16 protein-coding genes are annotated in these 21,085 nt (G+C 66.2%); 3 read left to right on the plus strand and 13 right to left on the minus strand.

Annotated features, from left to right (window positions below):
• Positions 1 to 1,408: 1,408 nt before the first annotated feature.
• From moaA to DK261_RS11480, 8 genes are all read right to left on the minus strand, one after another.
• Positions 1,409 to 2,401, minus strand: coding sequence for a GTP 3',8-cyclase MoaA (gene moaA, locus DK261_RS11445; RefSeq protein WP_110175713.1), 993 nt, complete (start codon positions 2,399 to 2,401; stop codon positions 1,409 to 1,411).
• 10 nt (positions 2,402 to 2,411) lie between these two features.
• Positions 2,412 to 3,377 (minus strand): peptidylprolyl isomerase, encoded by a 966-nt coding sequence (locus tag DK261_RS11450; RefSeq protein WP_110175714.1) that lies wholly within the window; start codon positions 3,375 to 3,377, stop codon positions 2,412 to 2,414.
• Between the two features lie 10 nt (positions 3,378 to 3,387).
• Positions 3,388 to 4,068, minus strand: a complete 681-nt coding sequence (gene narI / locus DK261_RS11455) for a respiratory nitrate reductase subunit gamma (RefSeq protein ID WP_009049445.1) — start codon at positions 4,066 to 4,068, stop codon at positions 3,388 to 3,390.
• A complete protein-coding gene (narJ, locus tag DK261_RS11460) occupies positions 4,061 to 4,816 on the minus strand; it encodes a nitrate reductase molybdenum cofactor assembly chaperone (protein WP_110175715.1) in 756 nt (251 codons plus the stop codon). Before narJ ends, narI begins: the two co-directional genes overlap by 8 nt.
• A gap of 2 nt (positions 4,817 to 4,818) precedes the next feature.
• Positions 4,819 to 6,357 carry a nitrate reductase subunit beta gene (narH, locus tag DK261_RS11465; RefSeq protein ID WP_110175716.1) on the minus strand — a complete coding sequence of 513 codons (1,539 nt, stop codon included), beginning with the start codon at positions 6,355 to 6,357 and terminating at the stop codon, positions 4,819 to 4,821.
• 9 nt (positions 6,358 to 6,366) lie between these two features.
• A complete protein-coding gene (locus DK261_RS11470) occupies positions 6,367 to 10,134 on the minus strand; it encodes a nitrate reductase subunit alpha (RefSeq protein ID WP_110175717.1) in 3,768 nt (1,255 codons plus the stop codon).
• Positions 10,135 to 10,201: 67 nt separating this feature from the next.
• A complete protein-coding gene (locus DK261_RS11475; RefSeq protein ID WP_101282670.1) occupies positions 10,202 to 11,599 on the minus strand; it encodes a NarK family nitrate/nitrite MFS transporter in 1,398 nt (465 codons plus the stop codon).
• On the minus strand, positions 11,586 to 12,881 hold the full coding sequence (locus DK261_RS11480; protein WP_101282671.1) for a nitrate/nitrite transporter: 1,296 nt from the start codon (positions 12,879 to 12,881) through the stop codon (positions 11,586 to 11,588). Before DK261_RS11480 ends, DK261_RS11475 begins: the two co-directional genes overlap by 14 nt.
• A gap of 328 nt (positions 12,882 to 13,209) precedes the next feature.
• On the opposite strand from DK261_RS11480, the gene DK261_RS11485 reads away from it, so the two are divergent.
• The 3 genes from DK261_RS11485 to DK261_RS11495 all read left to right on the plus strand — a co-directional run bounded on the left by DK261_RS11485 (position 13,210) and on the right by DK261_RS11495 (position 16,441).
• On the plus strand, positions 13,210 to 15,024 hold the full coding sequence (locus DK261_RS11485) for a HAMP domain-containing protein (protein WP_053269275.1): 1,815 nt from the start codon (positions 13,210 to 13,212) through the stop codon (positions 15,022 to 15,024).
• The gene (gene narL / locus DK261_RS11490; RefSeq protein ID WP_110175718.1) at positions 15,021 to 15,668 is read left to right on the plus strand and encodes a two-component system response regulator NarL; all 648 of its coding nucleotides are present in this window, start codon (positions 15,021 to 15,023) and stop codon (positions 15,666 to 15,668) included. The genes DK261_RS11485 and narL overlap by 4 nt, the downstream gene beginning before the upstream one ends.
• A gap of 95 nt (positions 15,669 to 15,763) precedes the next feature.
• On the plus strand, positions 15,764 to 16,441 hold the full coding sequence (locus DK261_RS11495) for a Crp/Fnr family transcriptional regulator (protein WP_016704273.1): 678 nt from the start codon (positions 15,764 to 15,766) through the stop codon (positions 16,439 to 16,441).
• 302 nt (positions 16,442 to 16,743) lie between these two features.
• On the opposite strand, the gene DK261_RS11500 is transcribed toward DK261_RS11495, so the two are convergent.
• The 5 genes from DK261_RS11500 to moaB form a co-directional block, all read right to left on the minus strand.
• Complete coding sequence (locus DK261_RS11500; RefSeq protein ID WP_016704274.1) at positions 16,744 to 17,226, minus strand: SCP2 domain-containing protein; 483 nt, start codon at positions 17,224 to 17,226, stop codon at positions 16,744 to 16,746.
• Positions 17,220 to 18,110, minus strand: a complete 891-nt coding sequence (locus DK261_RS11505; RefSeq protein WP_016704275.1) for a U32 family peptidase — start codon at positions 18,108 to 18,110, stop codon at positions 17,220 to 17,222. The genes DK261_RS11500 and DK261_RS11505 overlap by 7 nt, the downstream gene beginning before the upstream one ends.
• Positions 18,111 to 18,120: 10 nt before the next feature.
• Complete coding sequence (locus tag DK261_RS11510) at positions 18,121 to 19,116, minus strand: peptidase U32 family protein (protein WP_038633144.1); 996 nt, start codon at positions 19,114 to 19,116, stop codon at positions 18,121 to 18,123.
• Between the two features lie 110 nt (positions 19,117 to 19,226).
• The gene (glp, locus tag DK261_RS11515; RefSeq protein ID WP_038633146.1) at positions 19,227 to 20,462 is read right to left on the minus strand and encodes a gephyrin-like molybdotransferase Glp; all 1,236 of its coding nucleotides are present in this window, start codon (positions 20,460 to 20,462) and stop codon (positions 19,227 to 19,229) included.
• Positions 20,459 to 21,025 (minus strand): molybdenum cofactor biosynthesis protein B, encoded by a 567-nt coding sequence (moaB, locus tag DK261_RS11520; protein ID WP_009049458.1) that lies wholly within the window; start codon positions 21,023 to 21,025, stop codon positions 20,459 to 20,461. Before moaB ends, glp begins: the two co-directional genes overlap by 4 nt.
• Positions 21,026 to 21,085 lie beyond the last annotated feature (60 nt).

The raw sequence follows: 21,085 nt of genomic DNA on the forward strand, positions 1-21,085 counted from the left end.
CTCACTTTTGAAAAGCGCAAAAGTAAGCAAAACGCTCTTGCCCCACCACTCGGCGCCTCGCCTAGGCTCGGCGTGCCCGAACGAAGGCATTGATCCGTGGGCCGCCGCCACAGGCCATCCATGGCCTGGGGCGGCTAACCCGGCATCCCTGCCGGGTTACCCACGGCTCAATGCCTGCGTTCGGCCATCGTGGTTAACGGGGCGCTCAGATCAAAAGCAAGACGGCGGCCTGCCGGCCGGCCTGGCTGAGAACGCGGGCCCTGTAGCCGCTGCCGAGCGCAGCGAGGCTGCGATCGAGGCCGAAGGACTCGCCAGGCAGGCACCTCGTATCCCCAGATCCTACGAGGTGTCAGGTTTAGCGGCCCTGCGGGCCGATCGCAGCCTCGCTGCTGCTCGGCAGCGGCTACACAAAACGTGTTGCCTGACCGGCCAAATCCGTCCATCAACGGCCGTGTCCGGCAGAAGAGCCGTAGCGTGGCAAAAACAGCAAGCCTCGCCCGGCTTTGACTCTGTTCGGGCTTTGGCTGACGCGAGACAGCCGGCCTGGTTGAGAGCACATCCCCTGTAGCCGCTGCCGAGCACAGCGAGGCTGCGATCGAGGCCGAAGGACTCGCCAGGCAGGCACCGCGTTTCCCCAGATCCTACGAGGTGTCAGGTTTAGCGGCCCTGCGGGCCGATCGCAGCCTCGCTGCGCTCGGCAGCGGCTACACAAAACGTGTTGTCTGACCGACCAAATCCGTCCATCAACAGCCGTGTCCGGTAGAAGAGCCGTAGGGTGGCGAAAGCCGCAAGCTTCGCCCGGTTTTGACTCTGTTCGGGCTTTGGCTGACGCGAGACAGCCGGCCTGGTTGAGAACGCGGGCCCTGTAGCCGCTGCCGAGCACAGCGAGGCTGCGATCGAGGCCGAAGGACTCGCCAGGCAGGCACCGCGTTTCCCCAGATCCTACGAGGTGTCAGGTTTAGCGGCCCTGCGGGCCGATCGCAGCCTCGCTGTGCTCGGCAGCGGCTACACAAAGCGTGTTGTCTGACCGACCAAATCCGTCCATCAACGGCCGTGTCTGGCAGAAGAGCCGTAGGGTGGCAAAAGCCGCAAGCTTCGCCCGGCGAAGGCTGTGTTTTGGCTTTGGCTTTTGATCTTGATCTCTGACGCCCCGTTAACCACGCTGGCCGAACGGAGGTATTACGGAGCGGGTAAACCGGCAGGGATGCCGGTTTAGCCGCCCCGGGCCATGGATGGCCCGTGGCGGCGGCCCGCTCCGTAATGCCTTCGTTCGGGCACACCGAGCCTCAGCGAGGTGCCGAGTGGTGGGGCAAAGCGTTTTGCTTACTTTTGTGCTTTTCAAAAGTAAGCCGCCGTAAGGGCGGAACCTTAGGTAGCCGTTACCGCAGCAACGGATATACACACCGCCTCACCCCCCACTCATATTCATAAACCGCACCAACTGCACCGTACCTCCGGGGCTAAAGTCGTGGCGCCATGGCTTACGCCGCAAAGCCTGCTGCAAGGCATCGATCAACGGCTGATCGTCCAGCGGATACCGCCGCAGCAAACCACGCAGGTCCAGGGCATCGTCCTGCCCCAGGCACAGCAACAGCTTGCCTTCGACCGTCATCCGCACCCGGTTGCAGCTGCCACAGAAGTTATGGCTGTTGGGCGAGATGAAACCGATGCGCGTCCGCGGATGGCGCTCCAGGCGCACGTAACGCGCCGGGCCGCCGCTGTTCTCGGTGCTGTCGAGCAAGGCATGGCGGCTGGCGATCAGCGCCCGCACCTCATCGCTGGAACAGAAAGACTCGCCCCGGGAACGGCCGACATCGCCCAGGGGCATTTCCTCGATAAAGCTGATGTCGATGCCCTGCTCAATGGCGTACTGCACCAGTTGCGGCACCTCCTCGAAGTTGCGGCCCTTCATCACCACGCAGTTGAGCTTGACCCGCTCGAACCCCGCCCCGCGCGCCACCTCGATGCCGCGCAGCACCGGGTCGAGATCGCCGTTGCGGGTGATGGCGCGAAACTTCTGCCCGTCCAGGCTATCGAGGCTGATGTTCATGCGCTTGACCCCGGCCTCCGCCAGCGGCCGGGCCAGGCGTTCCAGTTGCGAGCCATTGCTGGTCATCACCAGTTCGCGCAGGCCCGGCAAGGCGGCGATGTTGCGGCACAGGTCGACGATGCCCGGGCGAATCAGCGGCTCGCCGCCGGTGAGGCGGATCTTGCGCACGCCCTGGCCGACGAACAGCGCCGCCAGCCGCTGCAGCTCCTCCAGGGTCAGCACCTGCTGGCGCGGCAGGAAGGTCATGTTCTTCGCCATGCAATACACACAGCGAAAATCGCAACGATCGGTCACCGACATCCGCAAGTAATCGATCTGCCGCCCGAAGCCGTCCTGCATCATCTTGCTCATGGCCTTCCCCTTACTGCACCAGCGGCGAGTCGGCGCCTTGCAGCTGAATGCCACGAATGTCCGCGGCGCCGATCAGGGTTTGCAGGTACTGCACCACAGCCTTCTGCCAGACGCCCTGTTGCAGCTGGTTGCGGATCGCCGTCGCCACCACCTCGTAAGGCAGCGCCTGGCCCTCGACCCGCTGGTCGACGCTGACCACATGCCAGCCGTAACGGCTTTCCAGCGGCTTGGCCGCCAGCCCCGTCGCCAGACCGAACAACTGGCGCTCCAGTTCCGGCACGGTCTGGCCCTTGCTGATCTGCCCCAGGGAGCCGCCCTGGGCCTTCGACGGGCAGGCCGAATACTTCAGCGCCAGGGCAGCGAAACTGTCGGGCTGCTCGTCCAGGCGTTGCAGCAAAATCTCCGCCTGGACCTGGGCCGTGCTGCGCGCGCCGGCATCGTCCGGCGCGCATTCGAGGAGGATGTGCCGCACCGCCAGCAACGGCGCGCTGTGAAAGCGCCCGCGGTTGTTGTCGTAGTAACGCCAGCACGTGGCCTCGTCGCACTCCGGCACCTGCACCTCGCGTTCGAGCAGCAAGCGGGTGGCGGCCTCTTCCTCGTTCTCGCCGGCGCCGATCTGCAGGGTCAGGCCGAGTTCGGCGATGCGCTGCTGCAACAGCTCGCGGATCACCAGCGCCCTGGCCGCCTGGTACACCGCCTCCTCGCGGCTGGCCGCCGGGTGATATTGCAGCTCCTGGGCCAGCGCCTGCGGGGTGATCGGCACCTGGTTGACGCTGATGATCGGCCACTCCTGCTCGCTGCTGGCGATCAGTTGCACAGGCGCCTCGTCAGCGGCCACGGGCTCATGGCCCGGCGGCGTGAAAGCCTGCACGCCCACTTCCACTTCACTCTCTGGCACCAGCGGTTCTTCGCGAGCCGAAGACCCGCAACCGCCGCTGCCGCCTTTACCGCCGCCACATCCACATCCACCTGACATGACTGCCTCCTCAGATTTTCTGCCGAACGATTTGATAACGCCGCCCCAGGTACCAGACCGGCGCGCTGACCATGTGCACCAGGCGGGTAAAGGGGAACAGCACGAACAGGGTCAGGCCGAGGAACACGTGCAGCTTGTAGGTCAGGCCGACCGGCGCGATGGCCGCCGCCGCGTCCATGGGCCGCAACATCACGGTGTTCTGCGCCCAGTCGGCGAGCATCACCATCACCGAGCCGTCCATATGGGCGGTGGAGGCGACTATGGTCAAAAGGCCCAGCAGCAACTGCGCCAGCAGCACCAGCAGGATCAGGATGTCCGAGGGGCTCGAGGTGGCGCGCACGCGCGGATCGGTGAGGCGGCGCTTGATCAGCATCAGCAAACCGATCAGGCACAGCAGGCCGAAGAAGCCGCCGGAAACCATCGCCAGCAACTGCTTGTGCTCGGTGCTGATCACGTGGTGATAGACCGAGGCCGGGGTCAGCAGGCCAACGAAGTGCCCGGCCAGGACGAACAGCACGCCGACATGGAACAGGTTGCTGGCTACGCGCATGCCGCGGTTGTCGAGCATCTGGCTGGAGCCGGCCTTCCAGCTGTACTGCGACAGGTCGAAGCGCGCCCAACTGCCCAGCAGGCAGATCGCCAGGGCGACATAGGGATAGATCCCGAACACCAACAGATTCCACTTAGACATTGCCCACCTCCCCGGCTGGCGTGGCGGCCAGCCCCTGATGCTGAAAATCCACCCAGTGCAGCGGTACCGCGCTTTCCTCCCGGGGCTTGCCCGGCGCGCTTGGCATGGCGCTGCAACGTTCCTGCTGCTCGGCCTTGAGAAAGTCCACTGCCTCCTCTTCCCAGACCTTGTCCAGGGCTTCGAGGGAGTCGTCGCGCGGCTCGGCCGCCACCTGCTCGCGCAGGTCGGCCACCGCCTGGTGCGGCTCCTCGCCAGCGATCTGCAGCAAGGCGCGCAAGCAACTGGCGTAGGCGCTCTCGCGCTCCTCCAGGCGCGCCGCGAGCAAGGCCAGCAGGTGTGCGACATCGGCCAGGCCCTCGCGGGCCTCGAGGTCGTCGCGGGTGGAGAGGAACTCCAGGTACAGCGGGATGTAGTCCGGCAGCTCCTTGATGCCGATGGCAAAGCCGGCGGCTTCATACTGGGCGAGCATGTCGACCATGGCCTGGCCGCGGTCGCGGGACTCGCCGTGCACATGCTCGAACAGCAGCAGCGACAGCGAGCGGCCACGACCGAACAGCGCACCGTAGTGCTCCTGGCCATCCATCAGGTCGTTGTTGCAGATCAGTTCCAGCAGCTCGAACAGCGCGCCGCGCTGCTTCGGGCTGATTTCCCGGGCCTGGATGATCGCCTGCTCCAGTTCGTCGCGGCCCTCGACCAGGGTTGCGCTCGGGTAGTCGAGCAGCAGCGAAATCACTTTAAGGATGCGCATGCTCATTCCTCCCACAGCTGCACGGTTTTCAGGACGTCGCGGCGGTTGGCCTTCTTCGCCCCGAACATGTTGGTGTCGGAGCTGCCGCTGCAGCCGCTACCAAAACTGAAGCCGCAACCGGAACGCTCGGCGAAGGCGTCGCTCATGGCCTCCTCGCGGTGCGCGCTGGGCACCACGTAGCGGTCTTCGTAGTTGGCGATGGCCAGGTAGCGGTACATCTCCTCGACCTGGCTCACGCTCAGGCCAACCTCTTCGAGCACCCGCAGGTCCTGCACGCCTTCGACCTGTTCGGCGCGCTTGTAGGCACGCATCGCCAGCAGGCGCTTGAGGGCGCGCTTGACCGGTTTCTCGTCGCCCGCGGTCAGCAGGTTGGCCAGGTAACGCAGGGGGATGCGCAGGCTGTCGACATCCGGGATCACCCCGTTCATACCCACGGTGCCGGCGGCCGCGGCGTTCTGGATCGGCGACAGCGGCGGCACATACCAGACCATCGGCAAGGTGCGGTATTCCGGGTGCAGCGGCAGCGCCAGTTTCCAGTCGACCGCCATCTTGTACACCGGCGAACGCTGCGCGGCGTCGATCACCGACTGCGGCACCCCGTCTTCCAGGGCCTGGCGGATCACCGCCGGGTCATGCGGGTCGAGGAAGATCTCCAGCTGCTTCTGGTACAGGTCCTGCTCGCTGGCGGTGCTCGCCACCTCGGCGATACGGTCGGCGTCATACAGCAGCACGCCGAGGTAGCGGATGCGCCCGACACAGGTCTCGGCGCACACGGTGGGCATGCCCGCCTCGATCCGTGGGTAGCAGAAGATGCACTTCTCCGACTTGCCGCTCTTCCAGTTGAAATAGATCTTCTTGTACGGGCAGCCGCTGATGCACATGCGCCAGCCGCGGCACTTCTCCTGGTCGATCAGGACGATGCCGTCCTCCTCACGCTTGTAGATCGCCCCGCTCGGGCAGGACGCCGCGCACGCCGGGTTCAGGCAGTGCTCGCACAGGCGCGGCAGGTACATCATGAAAGTGTTTTCGTACTCGCCGTAGATGTCCGCCTGGATCTGGTCGAAGTTCTTGTCCTTGCGCCGCTTGGCGAACTCGCTGCCGAGGATCTCCTCCCAGTTCGGCCCCCACTCGATCTTTTCCATGCGCTTGCCGGACACCACCGAACGCGGCCGCGCGGTCGGCTGGTGGTCGCCCAGGGGCGCGGTGTGCAGGTGCTGGTAGTCGAAGTCGAACGGCTCGTAGTAGTCGTCGAGGCTCGGCAGGTCAGGGTTGGCGAAGATGTTCGCCAGCACCCGGAACTTGCCGCCGATCCGTGGGTTGATCGAGCCGTTGGCGTTGCGCACCCAGCCGCCCTTCCACTTGTCCTGGTTTTCCCATTCTTTCGGGTAGCCGATCCCGGGCTTGGTCTCGACGTTGTTGAACCAGGCGTATTCCATGCCTTCGCGGCTGGTCCAGACGTTCTTGCAGGTGATCGAGCAGGTATGGCAGCCGATGCATTTGTCCAGGTTCAGGACCATGCCGATTTGTGAACGAATCTTCATGACAACTCCTCAATCCATCTCGGTCGGCAGAGGGCGTGGCAGCTCATCGCCGTCCGAGCCATCGAGCCAGTCGACGCGGGCCATCTTGCGCACCACGACGAACTCGTCGCGGTTGCAACCGACCGTGCCGTAATAGTTGAAACCGTAGGCCTGCTGGGCATAGCCGCCGATCATGTGGGTCGGCTTGAGCACCACCCGGGTGACCGAGTTGTGGTGGCCGCCGCGGGTCTTGGTGGTCTCGGAACCGGGCACGTTCACGATCCGTTCCTGGGCGTGGTACATCATCACCATGCCCTCCTTGACCCGCTGGCTGACCACCGCCCGGGCGGTCGCCGCGCCGTTGGCGTTGAAGCATTCGATCCAGTCGTTGTCCTCGATGCCGGCGCGTTGCGCGTCGATTTCCGAGAGCCAGACAATCGGCCCGCCACGGCTCAGGGTGAGCATCAGCAGGTTGTCGCTGTAGGTGCTGTGGATGCCCCATTTCTGGTGCGGGGTGATCCAGTTCAGGACGATTTCCGGGTGGCCGTTGGTGCGCTTGCCCTTCACCGCCTCGATGGTCCGGGTGTTGACCGGCGGCCGGTAGCTCATCAGCTGTTCGCCGAACGCCTGCATCCACGGGTGGTCCTGGTAGAACTGCTGGCGGCCGGTGATGGTGCGCCACGGGATGTTCTCGTGGACGTTGGTGTAGCCGGCGTTGTAGCTGACGTGATCGTCCTCCAGGCCCGACCAGGTGGGGCTGGAAATGATCTTGCGCGGCTGCGCCTGGATATCGCGGAAGCGGATCGCCTCGTGGGCCTTGGACAGCGCCAGGTGGCTGTGGTCGATGCCGGTGAACGCGGACAGCGCGGCCCAGGCCTTGAGCGCCACATGGCCATTGGTTTCCGGGGCCAGGGACAGGATCACCTCGGCGGCGTCGATCGCCGTGTCGATCTTCGGCCGGCCCTGGCTGATGCCCGCCGCGCCTTCGCGGTAATTCAGCTCGCCAAGGAATTTCACCTCCTTGTCGGTGTTCCAGTTGATGCCCTTGCCGCCGTTGCCGAGTTTCTCCAGCAGCGGCCCGAGGGAGGTGAACTGCTTGTAGATGTTCGGGTAGTCGCGCTCCACCACTTGCAGGTTCGGCGCGTTCTTGCCCGGCTGCGGGGCCACGCCGGCGGTTTTCCAGTCGGTGCCGCCGAACGGCTGGGCCAGTTCGCCGACGCTGTCATGCATCAGCGGCACGGTGACCAGGTCCTGCTCCACCCCGAGGTGCCCCACCGCCATGCTGGAAAACGCCTTGGCGATGCCCTTGTAGATCTCCCAGTCGGAACGCGATTCCCAGGCCGGGTCGATGGCCGCCGACAGCGGGTGGATGAAGGGATGCATGTCCGAGGTGTTCATGTCGTCCTTCTCGTACCAGGTGGCGGTCGGCAGGACGATGTCGGAATACACGCAGGTCGAGGACATGCGGAAGTCCAGGGTGGTGACCAGGTCGAGCTTGCCGATGGCGCCCTGGTCCACCCATTCGGCCTCTTGCGGCTTGCAGTCGCCGACCTGGCCGATGTCCTCGTTCATCACCCCGTTACGGGTGCCGAGCAGGTACTTGAGCATGTACTCGTGGCCCTTGCCCGAGGAGCCCAGCAGGTTGGAACGCCAGATGAACATGTTGCGCGGGAAGTTCTGCGGGCTGTCCGGCTGTTCGCAGGCAAAACGCAGGCTGCCTTCGTGCAGGCTCTTGACCACATAGTCCTTGGGCGCCATGCCGGCTGCGGCGGCGTCGCGACAGATGTGCAGCGGGTTGCTGTTGAGCTGCGGCGCGCTGGGCAGCCAGCCGGCGCGTTCGGCGCGGATGTTGTAGTCCAGGGCGTGCTCGGGGAACTGGCTCTTGTCGGCCAGCGGCGAGAGCACATCGTGCATGCTCATCTTCTCGTGGCGCCATTGCGAGCTGTGGGCGTAGAAGAAGCTGGTGCCGTTCATCTGCCGTGGCGGACGGCTCCAGTCCAGGCCGAAGGCCAGGGGCAGCCAGCCGCATTGCGGGCGGAGTTTTTCCTGGCCCACGTAGTGGGCCCAGCCGCCACCGGTCTGGCCGACGCAACCGCAGAGCATGAGCATGTTGATCAGCCCGCGGTAGTTCATGTCCATGTGGTACCAGTGGTTCATCGCCGCGCCGACGATGATCATCGAGCGGCCACGGGTCTTGTCGGCGTTGTCGGCGAACTCGCGGGCGATCTGGATCGCTTTCTCGCGGCTGACGCCGGTGATCTGCTCCTGCCAGGCCGGGGTGCCGGGCACGCTGGCGTCGTCGTAATCCTTGGCCACGTTGGCGCCGCCCAGGCCACGGTCGATGGCCAGGTTGGCCGCCGACAGGTCGAACACCGTGGCGACCTTGGCCTGGCTGCCGTCGGCCAGGGTCAGGCTGCGCACCGGCACCCGGCGGTATTGCACGGCGTCGCCGGCCACATGCTGGAAGTGCTCCTGGGTTTCGCCGGCGAAGTACGGGAAGGCCACCTCGGCGACATCGCCGCCGATCAGGCTCAGGTTCAGGTCGATCTCGCGGCCCTCGCCGCCTTCGCGGGCGAGGATGTTCCACTTGCCCTGCTCGCCCCAGCGATAGCCGATGGAGCCCTGGGGCGACACCAGCTCGCCGCTGGCGTCGATGGCGATGGTTTTCCATTCCGGGTTGTTGTCCTGGCCGAGGTTGCCGGCCAGGTCCGAGGCGCGCAGGAAACGGTCCAGCTGGTAGCCGGCCCCCGGCGCGGTGCCGAGCATCGGCTTGAGCAGCACCAGCACCGGCAGGTCGGTGTAGCGCTTGGCGTACTCGGTGAAATAGGCGCTCGGGCGGTCGAGGTGGAATTCCTTGAAGATCACATGATTGAAGGCCTGGGCCAGCGCCGCGTCGGTGCCCTGCTTGGGGTTGAGCCAGAGGTCGGTGAGCTTGGCCACTTCCGAATAGTCCGGGGTGATGGCCACGGTCTTGGTGCCCTTGTAGCGCACCTCGGTGAAGAAGTGCGCGTCGGGGGTACGGGTCTGCGGAACGTTGGACCCCCAGGCGATGATGTAGTTGGAGTTGTACCAGTCGGCCGATTCCGGCACGTCGGTCTGCTCGCCCCAGACCATCGGCGAAGCCGGCGGCAGGTCGCAGTACCAGTCGTAGAAGCTCAGGCAGGCGCCGCCGATCAGCGACAGGTAGCGGGCGCCAGCGGCGTAGCTGACCATCGACATGGCCGGGATCGGCGAGAAACCGACGACCCGGTCGGGGCCGTACTGCTTGATGGTGTAGACGTTGGCCGCGGCGATGATCTCGTTGACCTCATCCCAGCTGGAACGGATGAAGCCGCCCATGCCACGCTTGCTCTTGTAGGACTCGGCCTTGGCCGGGTCCTCGACAATGCTCGCCCAGGCTTGCACCGGCGCCAGGCTCTGGCGCGCCTGGCGCCACAGCTTGAGCAGCGGCTTGCGGATCTTCGGGTACTTCAGGCGGTTGGCGCTGTAGATGTACCAGCTGTAGCTGGCGCCCCGCGGGCAGCCGCGCGGCTCGTGGTTGGGCAGGTCGTTGCGGGTGCGCGGGTAGTCGGTCTGCTGGGTTTCCCAGGTGATCAGGCCGTTCTTCACGTAGATCTTCCACGAGCAGGAACCGGTGCAGTTCACCCCGTGGGTGGAGCGCACGATCTTGTCGTACTGCCAGCGCGAGCGGTAGACGTTCTCCCAGTCGCGGGATTCCTTGCGGGTCTCCCCGTGGCCCTCGGCGAACTCGCTTTGCTTGCGGTTGAAGAACCGCAGTTGATCCAACAAATGACTCATGGTGCTTTCCTCTCAGGCTTGCCGCGGGGTTCTGTGCCCCGCCGGCAAGGTTTGGATTCGGGTCGTGTCAGCAGGGAGTCGCCGCGCCTTTGCGCGCGTACCACCACCAGGTCACCACAATGCAGCTCAGGTAAAAGCCGACGAACATGTAGAAGGCCATCTCCGGGCCGCCGGTCTGGGCCATGGAAGTGCCGAAGGATTTGGGGATGAAGAACGCACCGAAGGCGCCCATGGCCGAGCTGAAGCCGAGAACCGCGGCCGACTCCTTGCCGGCGTTTTTCAGCGCCTGCTCGCGCACCGCGGCGCTTTGCCCGGCGGCGGCCTTTTCGTGCAGGGTGCGGAAGATCACCGGGATCATGCGGAAGGTGGAGCCGTTGCCGATGCCGGTGGTGATGAACAGCAGCATGAACAGGCCGAGGAAGCCGTAGAAGTTGCCGCCGGCGCCGTTGTGCGGGAGAAAATGAAGAACCCCGAAGACCATCACGATCATCGCCACGAAGTTCCACAAGGTGACCCGGGCACCGCCCAGCTTGTCCGCCAGCCAGCCGCCCAGCGGCCGCACCAGGGCGCCCACCAGCGGGCCGAGGAAGGCGAATTTCAGCGCCACCACCTCCGGGAACGCAGTCTTGATCAGCAGCGGAAAGGCCGCCGAGAAGCCGATGAACGAGCCGAAGGTCGCCAGGTACAGCCAGCACATCAGCCAGTTGTGCTTGCGCTTGAAGATCACCGCCTGCTCGCTGAACGAGGCCTTGGCGCTGGACAGGTCGTTCATGCCGAACCAGGCCAGCAGGGTCACCGCGATAATGAACGGCACCCAAAGAAAGCCGGCATTCTGCAGCCACAGCTGGCTACCATCGGCCAGCACCTGGGGCTGCCCGCCGAGCCAGCCGAACAGGCCGAAGGTGATCACCAGCGGCACGCAGAACTGCATCACCGACACCCCGAGGTTGCCCAGCCCGGCATTCAGGCCCAGGGCCGTGCCCTGCTGCGACTTGGGGTAGAAGAAGCTGATGTTGGACATGCTCGAGGCGAAGTTGCCGCCGCCGAAACCGCAGAGCAGCGCGATCAGCACGAATACGCTGTAGGGGGTGTTCGGGTCCTGCACGGCAAAGCCCATCCACAGCGACGGCAGCAGCAGCGAGGCGGTGCTCAGGGCGGTCCAGCGGCGGCCGCCGAAGATCGGCACCATGAACGAATAGAACACCCGCAAGGTGGCGCCGGACAGCCCCGGCAGCGCCGCCAGCCAGAACAGCTGGTCGGTGCTGAAGCTGAAGCCGATGGCGTTCAGGCGCACGATCACCGTGCTCCAGACCATCCACACGGCAAAGGCCAAGAGCAGCGCGGGAATCGAGATCCACAGGTTGCGGGTCGCTGTCTGCTTGCCGCTGCGCCCCCAGAAAGCGGGGTCTTCCGGGCGCCAGTCATGAATCACCGGGCCTGAATCGGGCTTGTTAAGAACCGACATGTTCTTCTCCTTGGGCAATGCTGGAAAACGGGGACGAGGTGGCCGGCGGCTGTTTGCCCAGCAGCGGGCGCTTGCGGATTTCGCTGAAGTACATCCAGGTGAGCGACACCCAGACCACGCCGTACATCAACATGAAGCAGGAAGAGCGCACGCCGGTGAGGTCCACCAGGGCGCCGAACAGGATCGGCAGGACGAAGCCGCCGAGGCCGCCGGCCAAGCCGACGATGCCGGACACCGCGCCCATGTTTTGTGGGTAGTCGTTGGCGATGTACTTGAACACCGAGGCCTTGCCGAAGGCGAAGGCGATGCCCATGACGAACAGCAGCACGGTGAACAGCGCCGGGCTCAGGCCGATGTGAAAATCCAGGGAGCCATCGACGGTGTGCACTTGCAGCTGGGTCTGCGGGTAGGACAGCAGGAACAGGCAGATCCAGCTGACCCAGAGCACCCACCAGGTCACGCTCTGGGCGCCCCAGCGGTCCGACATCCAGCCGCCGACGGCGCGCAGCACGCCGCCCGGCAGGGAGAAACAGGCGGCCAGCAGCGCCGCGCTCTGCAGGCTGAAACCGTATTCCTGCACGTAGTACTGGGTCATCCACAGCGCCAGGGCCACGTAGCCGCCGAAGACGATCGAGTAGTACTGGCAGTAGCGCCACACCGCCGGGTCCTTCAGCGCGCCCAACTGCTCGCGCAAGGTGGCGCCGGAGGCACTGCGGTGGGCCTTGTTGTCGGCGCTGAGAAACCAGAACAGCAGCGCGGTGATGAACAGGATGGCGCTGAAGGCCTTTGGCACCAGTTGCCAGCTGCCGGCGGCGATCAGCGCCGGGGCGAGAAACTTGGTCAGCGCGGCACCAGCGTTACCGGCGCCGAAGATGCCCATGGCGAAACCCTGGTTGTCCTGGTCGAACCACTTGGCGACGTAGGCGATGCCCACCGAAAACGAACCGCCGGCCAGGCCGACGAACAGGCCCAGGACCAGGAACTGCCAGTAGGCCGTGGCGTGGCTGATCAGGTACAGCGGCAACACGCAGCACAGCATCAGCAGGAAGAACACGCTGCGCCCGCCAAAGCGGTCGGTCAGCAGGCCCAGCGGCAGGCGCGCCAGCGAACCGGTGAGCACCGGGGTGGCGGCCAGCAGGCCGAACTGGGTTTCGTTGAGCTGGAGCAGCTCCTTGATCGGCACCCCGAGCACCGCGAACATCATCCAGACCATGAAGCACACGGTGAAGGCCAGCGTACTCATGCCCAGCACCAGGCCTTGTCGCACACGCGGTTGGGTCATCTCGCTCTCCAGTCAGTCATTCATGGCCGCAGACTAGAGAGGCGAACCCGGTAAAAACTTGACCCGGGTCAATGAAGCCCGGGGCCTCACGGGCCTATGCTTGCGCCGCCTACCTCCAACGAGGTAGTGCCGAAAAACCTCTGAACCCTTTGTTTATCAGGCTCTTGCCTTGGCTCCACGAGGCGCTTGCACGGATCCGATGGACAACAACTCTTTAGAGGTAGAGCGCCAGGGACCGGCGGCAAAACCATCGCCAGCCGCCCCTGGAGCCGTCCATGCCTGCCCTCCCCTCATTCATCCACAGCCTGCTCAGCTGTGGCCCGCGCCCATGATCCGCTGGCTGCGCAGCTCCCTGCCCGCCCGCGCCGGCCTGGCGGTGATCCTGATCGCCGTGCTGGCGCTGGCCAGTTCCCTGAGCGCCGGGCTGATCGCCTGGTTCAGCCAGGGCGACGCGGCGGCCATCAATACCGCGGGCTCGGTGCGCATGGAGACCTACCACCTGAGCTGGAAGCTGGCCGCCGGCGCCAGCGCCGAAGACCTCCAGCGTATCCGCCAGAGCCTGCAACAGCGCCTCGACAGCCAGTCGCTCAGGGCCGTGCTGGAAGACGGCGCCGACCCCGACCTGCTGGGCAGCTACCGGCAGATCCAGCAACGCTGGAACGACGAATTGCAGCCGGCCCTGGAACGCCAAGATGCCGCGGCGTTCCAGGCCCTGGCCCTGCCCTTCGTCGAACAGCTGAACCAGTTCGTCAGCCTGCTGCAACGCCAGAGCGAACATAAGCAGACCTGGCAACAGCTGATCCAGGGCGCGGCGCTGTTCACCACCCTGTTCGTCCTGCTGCTGGGCCTGTACGAGCTGCAATACAGCGTGGTCACGCCGTTGCAGGAACTGGTGGAAGCCACCCAGGGTTTTCGTCGCGGCGAGTTCCAGGTGCGGGTCAACCACCAGTCCCAGGACGAGCTGGGCCAGCTGGCCACCAGCTTCAACGCCATGGCCGAGACCATCGAGCAATCCCACCGCACCCTGGAAACCCTGGTGCGGCAAAAGACCCATAACCTGCAACAGGCCAATGCCGCCCTCGAGCTGCTGTACCAGAGCAGCCGCAGCCTGGCCACGCGGCTGGCCAACGCCGAAGGCCTGGACGAGTTGATCCGGCGTTTCCAGCAGCGCCTGCCGGGGCTGCGCCTGTCGCTGTGCCTGCAAGGCCAGTTGCAGGCCCCGGCGCAGCAGCTGATCGCCCTGCATGGCGCCAGCAGCCGGGATGTCTGCGCGGTCAGCGATTGCGCCAGCTGCCAGCGCCACCAGTCCATCAGCCGGCAGAGCTTCAGCATCAGCAACCAGGGCAGCGAACTGGGCGAGCTCAAGGCGCACTTCCTCGACGGCCATGCCCCGCAAGCCTGGGAAACCGAACTGATCCAGGCCCTGGCCAACCTGATCGGCACCTCGCTGTCGCTCAAGCGCCAGCGCGAACAGGACCATCGCCTGCTGCTGTTCGAGGAGCGCGCGATCATCGCCCGCGAGCTCCACGACTCCCTGGCCCAGGCCCTGTCCTACATGAAGCTGCAGGTCAGCCGCATGCAAACCCTGATGCGCCGTGGCGAACCGGTGAGCACCCTGGAGAACGTCACCGCCGAACTGCGCGAAGGGGTAAACAATGCCTACCGCCAACTGCGCGAACTGCTGACTACCTTTCGCCTGCAGATCCACGATGCCGGGCTGGTGCGCGAGCTCGAAGCGACCACCGAGGAGTTCTCGCGCCGCGGCGATTTCCAGGTGCACCTGCAGCTCGACAGCCTGGCTTTCGAGCTGTCGGCCAGCGAGCAGATCCACCTGTTGCAGATCACCCGCGAGGCGCTTTCCAACTGCCTGCGCCACGCCCACGCGGAGAATGTCTGGCTGCAACTGCGCCAGCACGGCGAAACCCTGCGCCTGTCGATCGAGGACGATGGCCGCGGCTTCAGCGGCGGCCACGACACCAGCGGCAACCAGCGCGAACACCACGGCCTGAACATCATGGATGAGCGGGCCCGCAGCCTGCATGGCCAGTTGCAGATTTTTTCCAGGACGCCCCAGGGCACCCTGGTGCAGATGGAATTCCGTCCGGAGTTTCTCGGAGTCCCCACAGAAGGTAGCGCCGCATGAACCCATCCCCCACCTACCGGATCCTGCTGGTCGACGACCATCCGATGATGCGTCGCGGCATCCGCCAGATGCTCGAACTGGAAGACGACCTGCAGATCGTCGGCGAGGCCAGCCACGGCGAAGAAGCCCTGGGCCTGATCGAGCCGTTGCAGCCCGACCTGGTGCTGCTCGACAACAACATGCCGCAACTCAACGGCATCGAGACCCTGCGCCGCCTGCGGACCATGGACTATCGCGGCAAGGTGCTGCTGTTCACCGTGTCCGACGCCGAGGACGACATTCGCGACGCCCTGCGCCTGGACGCCGACGGCTACCTGCTCAAGGACATGGAACCCGAGCTGCTGATCCAGTACCTGCGCGATGCGCTGAACGGCGCCCTGGTGATCAGCCCGGGGCTGACCCGGGTCATGGCCCAGGCCCTGCGTTCACCGCCGCGCCAGCCGGAAGTGGAGCTGACCGAACGCGAGCGCCAGGTGCTCAAGACCATCGCCAGCGGCTACAGCAACAAGGTCATCGGCCACAAGCTGGGCATCACCGAAGGCACGGTCAAGGTCCATGTGAAGAACCTGCTGCACAAGCTCGGCCTGCGCTCGCGGGTCAAGGCCGCGGTGTGGGCGATGGAGCACCTGCGCAACGCCGGCTGAGCCGCGTCTCGCCCTCTGCCCCTTTAGAGGTAGGCCGGCGGAGGCATAGGCCATGGCAGCCCCGCGCTCTACCATGGCCGGCAGCGGAGGTACCCATGCTGACCCACCCTTCCATCGTGCTGTTCCTGCGGCGCCATCATCTGTTCAGCCAGTTGCCGGACAAGGTCTTCGAGGAGGTCTGCGCCCAGGCCAGGCTCAGGCGCCTGCCCAGCCACAACACCCTGATGCACCAGGGCGACCCGGCCAAACGCTTTTTCCTGTTGGTCAGCGGCCAGGTCAAGCTGTACCGCATCAGCGGCGAAGGCCAGGAAAACCTGGTGGAAATCATCCAGCCCGGGCAGACCTTCGCCGAGGCCCTGCTGTTCAGCCAGGCGCGCTTCTACCCGGTGAACGCCAGCGCGCTGAAAGACAGCGTGCTGATCAGCATCGACGGCAACCATTACCGCCACGCCCTGGAGGACCAGCCGCAGGTGTGCCTGGCAATCCTGGCGAGCATGAGCGTGCACCTGCACCAGCGCCTCAAGGACATCGACACCCTGACCCTGGGCAGCGCCAGCCGGCGGGTGGTGAATTTCCTGTTGCAGGAACGCGACCCGCTCAGCGGCGAGGTGGTGCTGCAGGTGTCCAAGCGCCTGGTGGCCTCGAAGCTGGGGATCCAGCCGGAGACCTTCTCGCGCATCCTCCATCGTCTGGTGGACAGCGGCCTGATCGCCATGGAACGGCGCACTATCCTGATCCTCGGCGCCGAGCAACTAGCCACCTACCAGGGCTGACCCCAATCGGTGAACACCGCCCCTGTAGGAGTGCAGCTTGCGCGCGATGAACCTGAGGGCAATGCGGGGTGTCAGGTTGCGCGCGTCATCGTTGACGACCATCGCGAGCAAGCTGCGCTCCTACAGGGGGTAGCCGGAGCCGCACACGGTCTTGTGGTCGCTACCCAGCGCAGCGAGGCTGCGAACGAGGACTGGCCGGACACCTGTAGGAGCGCAGCTTGCTCGCGAGGCGTCGTCTCAGGCACGCCGCGTTATCCCGGTCGCCGGCGCCTGCAAAAGGCATTGCCCGGCGCCCCCGTGACTCAACCCGCCGCCAGCCCCTTCCCCGCCCGCTCCAGGCCGCGCCACAGCCAGACCGGCAACACATCCGGGTCGAGGCTGTCGATCAGGTTCTTCAGGGTCAGGCCCAGTTCGGTATCGCCCTCGATCACCAGGCGCCGGCGGAAGAACAGGGTGTCCGGGTCTTCCTGGCGGCTGGCCAGCAGCAGGAACTCACGCCAGTTGCCGCTGATGGTCACGTCGGCCCGGGCCCGCGCGGCGATGCGCAGGCCGTCGCGGTCGCGGGTCACGTACCAGGCCAGGCCCAGGTCGGGAATCCGCAGGCACAGCCAGCGCCGGCGCAGCAGGTCGAATTCGCCGGCGCGCAGCGGCTCGGCCAGGCAGCGGTTGAGCCCCTGCTGCAAGGCCAGGCGCTGCACGCCGAACGGCACCCGCCGCAGCCATGGCAGCAGCCGGTCGGCGCTGCGCAGCAGCCATTCCTTGCGTTTGGATTTGCCACTCAGCACAGGCCCACCTCCTCGACGCGCAACATCCCGGCCTGGCCATGCCAGTAACCGTTGCAGCCCTCGACGAACAGCGGTGGCGTCGCACCCTGGCGCACCCGCTGATAGGCCTCGATCACCTCGCCCATGCCCTGGGCCCGCGGGCTCAGGCGCAGCAGGTCGGCGCCGCAGGCCACCAGCCCGGCGTAGTCCGCCAGCAGATTGGTGACCTCCGCCGACATAGTCTGGATGCCATTGAGGGTGAACAGCGCCTGGCCTTCCTGGCTGCTCAGCGCCAGGCCGTCGGGGTACTGGATGCAGCAGAACTGGCAGTCGTCCTTGGGCCGGTCCTGGGCCCGGGCGGTAAAGCAGCGCGCGGAATACGCCAGCGGCAGATGCCCATAGGCGAAGACTTCGACCTCGGGCACGGCCTGGCCCAATTCCCGTACCTGATCCAGCACCGCGCGGATCAGCGTCGCCGAACACTCCACCGGCGGCACCCAGCGGATCATCCCGCAGGCCTGCAACTGCGCCAGGGCGTGGCCGTTGTACAGGTTGAGCGCCGGGCCACCGACGAACGGCAGCTTGCGCTCGGCGAGGAACTGCACCGCGCCCATGTCGTTGGCCTCCACCAGCAGCTCGCCGTTGTCGCACAGGCGCCGCAGGCTCGACAGCTCCGAGGCGGCTTCGATCAGGGTCAGGCTGGACAGCACGATCTGCGCCCGGCTACAGCCCTGCAGTTCGCGCCCCAGGCCCAGCCACTGGTCCAGGGACAGCGCCCGGCGTTTCGAACACACGGTTTCCCCCAGGTAAATCACATCCAGGGGCAAGGCCGACATCTCGGCATAGAAACGCCCCAATTGTTCCTTGTCCCAATAGAACAGGACGGGGCCCAGGCTGAGCTTCATCGCGAATTCCTCATTGCCATGATCGGTGGTAGGCACCCAGGGTGGTCTGGCTGCCCTCGGACAGAGCGGCCAGCACCAGGCGCCACTGGTCCTTGACCGCAAAATTCGCGGGCGCGGCGCGATGGGCATCCAGCGCCGCGCGCCAGACCCGGGTGACCTGCTCGACATAGGCCGGGCTGCGCTGGCGGCCTTCGATCTTCACCGCCTCGACGCCAATCGCCGCCAGCTCCGGCAGCAGGTCCAGGGTGTCGAGACTGGTGGGTTCCTCCAGAGCATGGAAGCGCCTGCCTTCGACCAGGAAGCGGCCCTTGCACAGGGTCGGGTAGCCGGCCGCTTCGTTATCGGTGTAGCGGTCGATCAGCACTTCGCTGAGGCGCGCGCTCAAGCCTTCGGCGTCCTCGCTCCAGCGCACCGCCTTGGCCGGCGAACAGACGCCGCACAGGTTCGGCGACTCGCCGGTGATGTAGGAAGACAGGTGGCAGCGCCCCTCGGCCATGATGCACAGGCTGCCAAAGGCGAACACCTCGATCGGCACCGTGCTGCTGGCCGCCACCTGGCGCACCTGGGCCAGCGACAGCACCCGCGGCAGCACCGCGCGGCGGATGTTGTAGTGCTGGGCGTAGAACGCCAGGGCGCTGGCATTGGTCGCCGAGCCCTGCACCGACAGGTGCAGGTTCAATTGCGGGTGGCGCTGGCTGGCATAGGCCAGGACCCCGGGGTCGGCGGCAATCAGCGCGTCGACCCCATGATCGGCGGCGCGGTCCACCGCCCGTTGCCAGCGCGCCCAGCCCTGGGGCTGGGGGTAGGTGTTGACCGCCACATAGAGTTTGCGTTGGTGCTGGCGAATGTGCGCGACCGCCGCGTCGAACTGCTTGTCGTCCATGTTCAAGCCGGCGAAATGCCGGGCGTTGGTGTCGTCGCGAAAGCCGACATAGACGGCATCGGCGCCTTGGCGCACCGCCGCTTTGAGCGCAGGCAGGTTGCCTGCGGGGCAGACCAGTTGCATGGGGGTTCCTCATCAAAGAACGCGCCGGGGCGACGCGTATGCTGCGATCGGAAATGCGCTGCCAGTCTAGCCAGACCGGCAGCCACGGCCTTGACCGCAATCAATTGCCGTCACTGCATCAGTTCGGCGAACGACAGGAAGGGCACAGGGTCGCCCACCTGCACCTGACGCTCACATTCCACCAGCGCCAGGCCATCGGCCCAGCAGGCGGCGCTGAGCATCGCCGAGCTTTGCTGGGGGTGCAGTTGCACGCTGGTCTGGGCATCCTCGCCGGGCACCAGGCGGGCACGCAGATACTGGCGCCGCCGGTTGCGCAGCGGCCACTCGAAACCCGCCGGCAACGCCAGGGGCCGCGGCAACACATCCGTGACGCCCTGGGCACGCAGCAGGAACGGCCGCACCACCACCAGCGCGGTCACCAGCGCCGCCGAAGGATTGCCCGGCATGCCGATCCACGGTTTGCCGGCCACTTCGCCAAAGGCCAGGGGCTTGCCCGGCTGGATCGCCAGGCGCCAGAAATCCACGTGGCCCAGCTCTTCGATGGCCTGCTTGAGGTGGTCTTCCTCACCGACCGAGACCCCGCCCGAGGTCAGCAGCAGGTCGCACTCCGACGAGGCCAGGCTCAAGGCGTGGCGGCTAGCCGCCAGCTCGTCGGCCATCACCCCGTAGTCGTGTACTTCCACGCCCCAACCGCGCAGCAGCGCCGACAGGCAGTAACGATTGCTGTTGTAGATCTGCCCCGGGGCCAGGGGCTGGCCGGGCTCGCGCAGCTCGTCGCCGCTGCTCAGCAGGCACACGCGCAATGGCCGATAGACCTCGACCCGGGCGATCCCGGCAGCGGCCAGCAACCCCAGTTCCTGGGCGCGCAGGCGCTTGCCGGCCTCGAGCAACAGCTCGCCGCGAGCCACCTCCTCGCCCTGCCGGCGCACGTGATCGCCCACCGTCACCGGCGGCAAGCAGAGCTGCCCGCCCTCGACCCGGCAGCTCTCCTGGGGCACCACCGTATCGGCCCCCGGCGGCAAGGGCGCGCCGGTGAAGATGCGCACCGCCTGCCCCGCCGCCAGGGGTGTGTCCGCCGCCTGCCCGGCGGCGATCCGCCCGTCCAGGGTCAGGCGGCCACCGGCAGGCGGCAGGTCGGCGGCGCGCAAGGCGTAGCCGTCCATGGCGCTGTTGTCCCAGCCGGGCAGGTTCAGTGGCGAATGGATGTCCGCCGCCAGCACCCGGCCCAGGGCCTGCTCCAGGGCGATGTCCTGGGTCGTGGGCGGTGGCGGCACCTGGTCCAGCAGATGGGCGATGGCCTGGTCCACCGGGATCAGTTGGCCGCTGTCGCAGCCACAGCCGGTCACGGCCGCACCCCACAGGCCTCGATCTGCTGCCCTGGCGCCTGATGGGGCTGCGGCTTGAGATGGGGGGCGAAATTGCACGGGCCGGTGCGGCTGTCCAGCTGCGGGCGCAGGATCATGTTCCAGGCCGTGCGGCAGGCCCCCGGCGAGCCCGGCACGCACACCACCAGCACGCCGTTGCTGACCCCGGCCAGGGCCCGCGACTGCAGGCTGGACATACCGATCTCTTCCACCGATACCTGGCGAAACAGCTCGCCGAAACCTTCCACATGCTTGTCCAGCAGCGGCATTACCGCCTGGGGCGTGTTGTCCCGCGCGGTGAAGCCGGTGCCGCCGGTCATCAGCACCACCTGCACCTCGGGGTCGGCGATCCACTGCGAGACGCGGGCGCGGATCTGGTAGATGTCGTCCGGCACCAGGCCGCGATCGACCAGCACATGGCCGGCGGCCTGCAACAGGTCGCTGAGGGTCTGGCCCGAGGTGTCGGTGTCCAGGGTGCGCGTATCGCTGATGGTCAGCACGGCGATGTTCAGGGGGTGAAACGTGCGTTGCGCCAGATGGGCCATATCCAAGCCTTCCCGTGAATGAGATAGGCCCCAGCCTGAACCGAATCCTTGGAGGAACCT

Origin of the sequence: Pseudomonas sp. RW409, assembly GCF_003184125.1 — a bacterium.
Classification (GTDB): domain Bacteria; phylum Pseudomonadota; class Gammaproteobacteria; order Pseudomonadales; family Pseudomonadaceae; genus Aquipseudomonas; species Aquipseudomonas chlororaphis_I.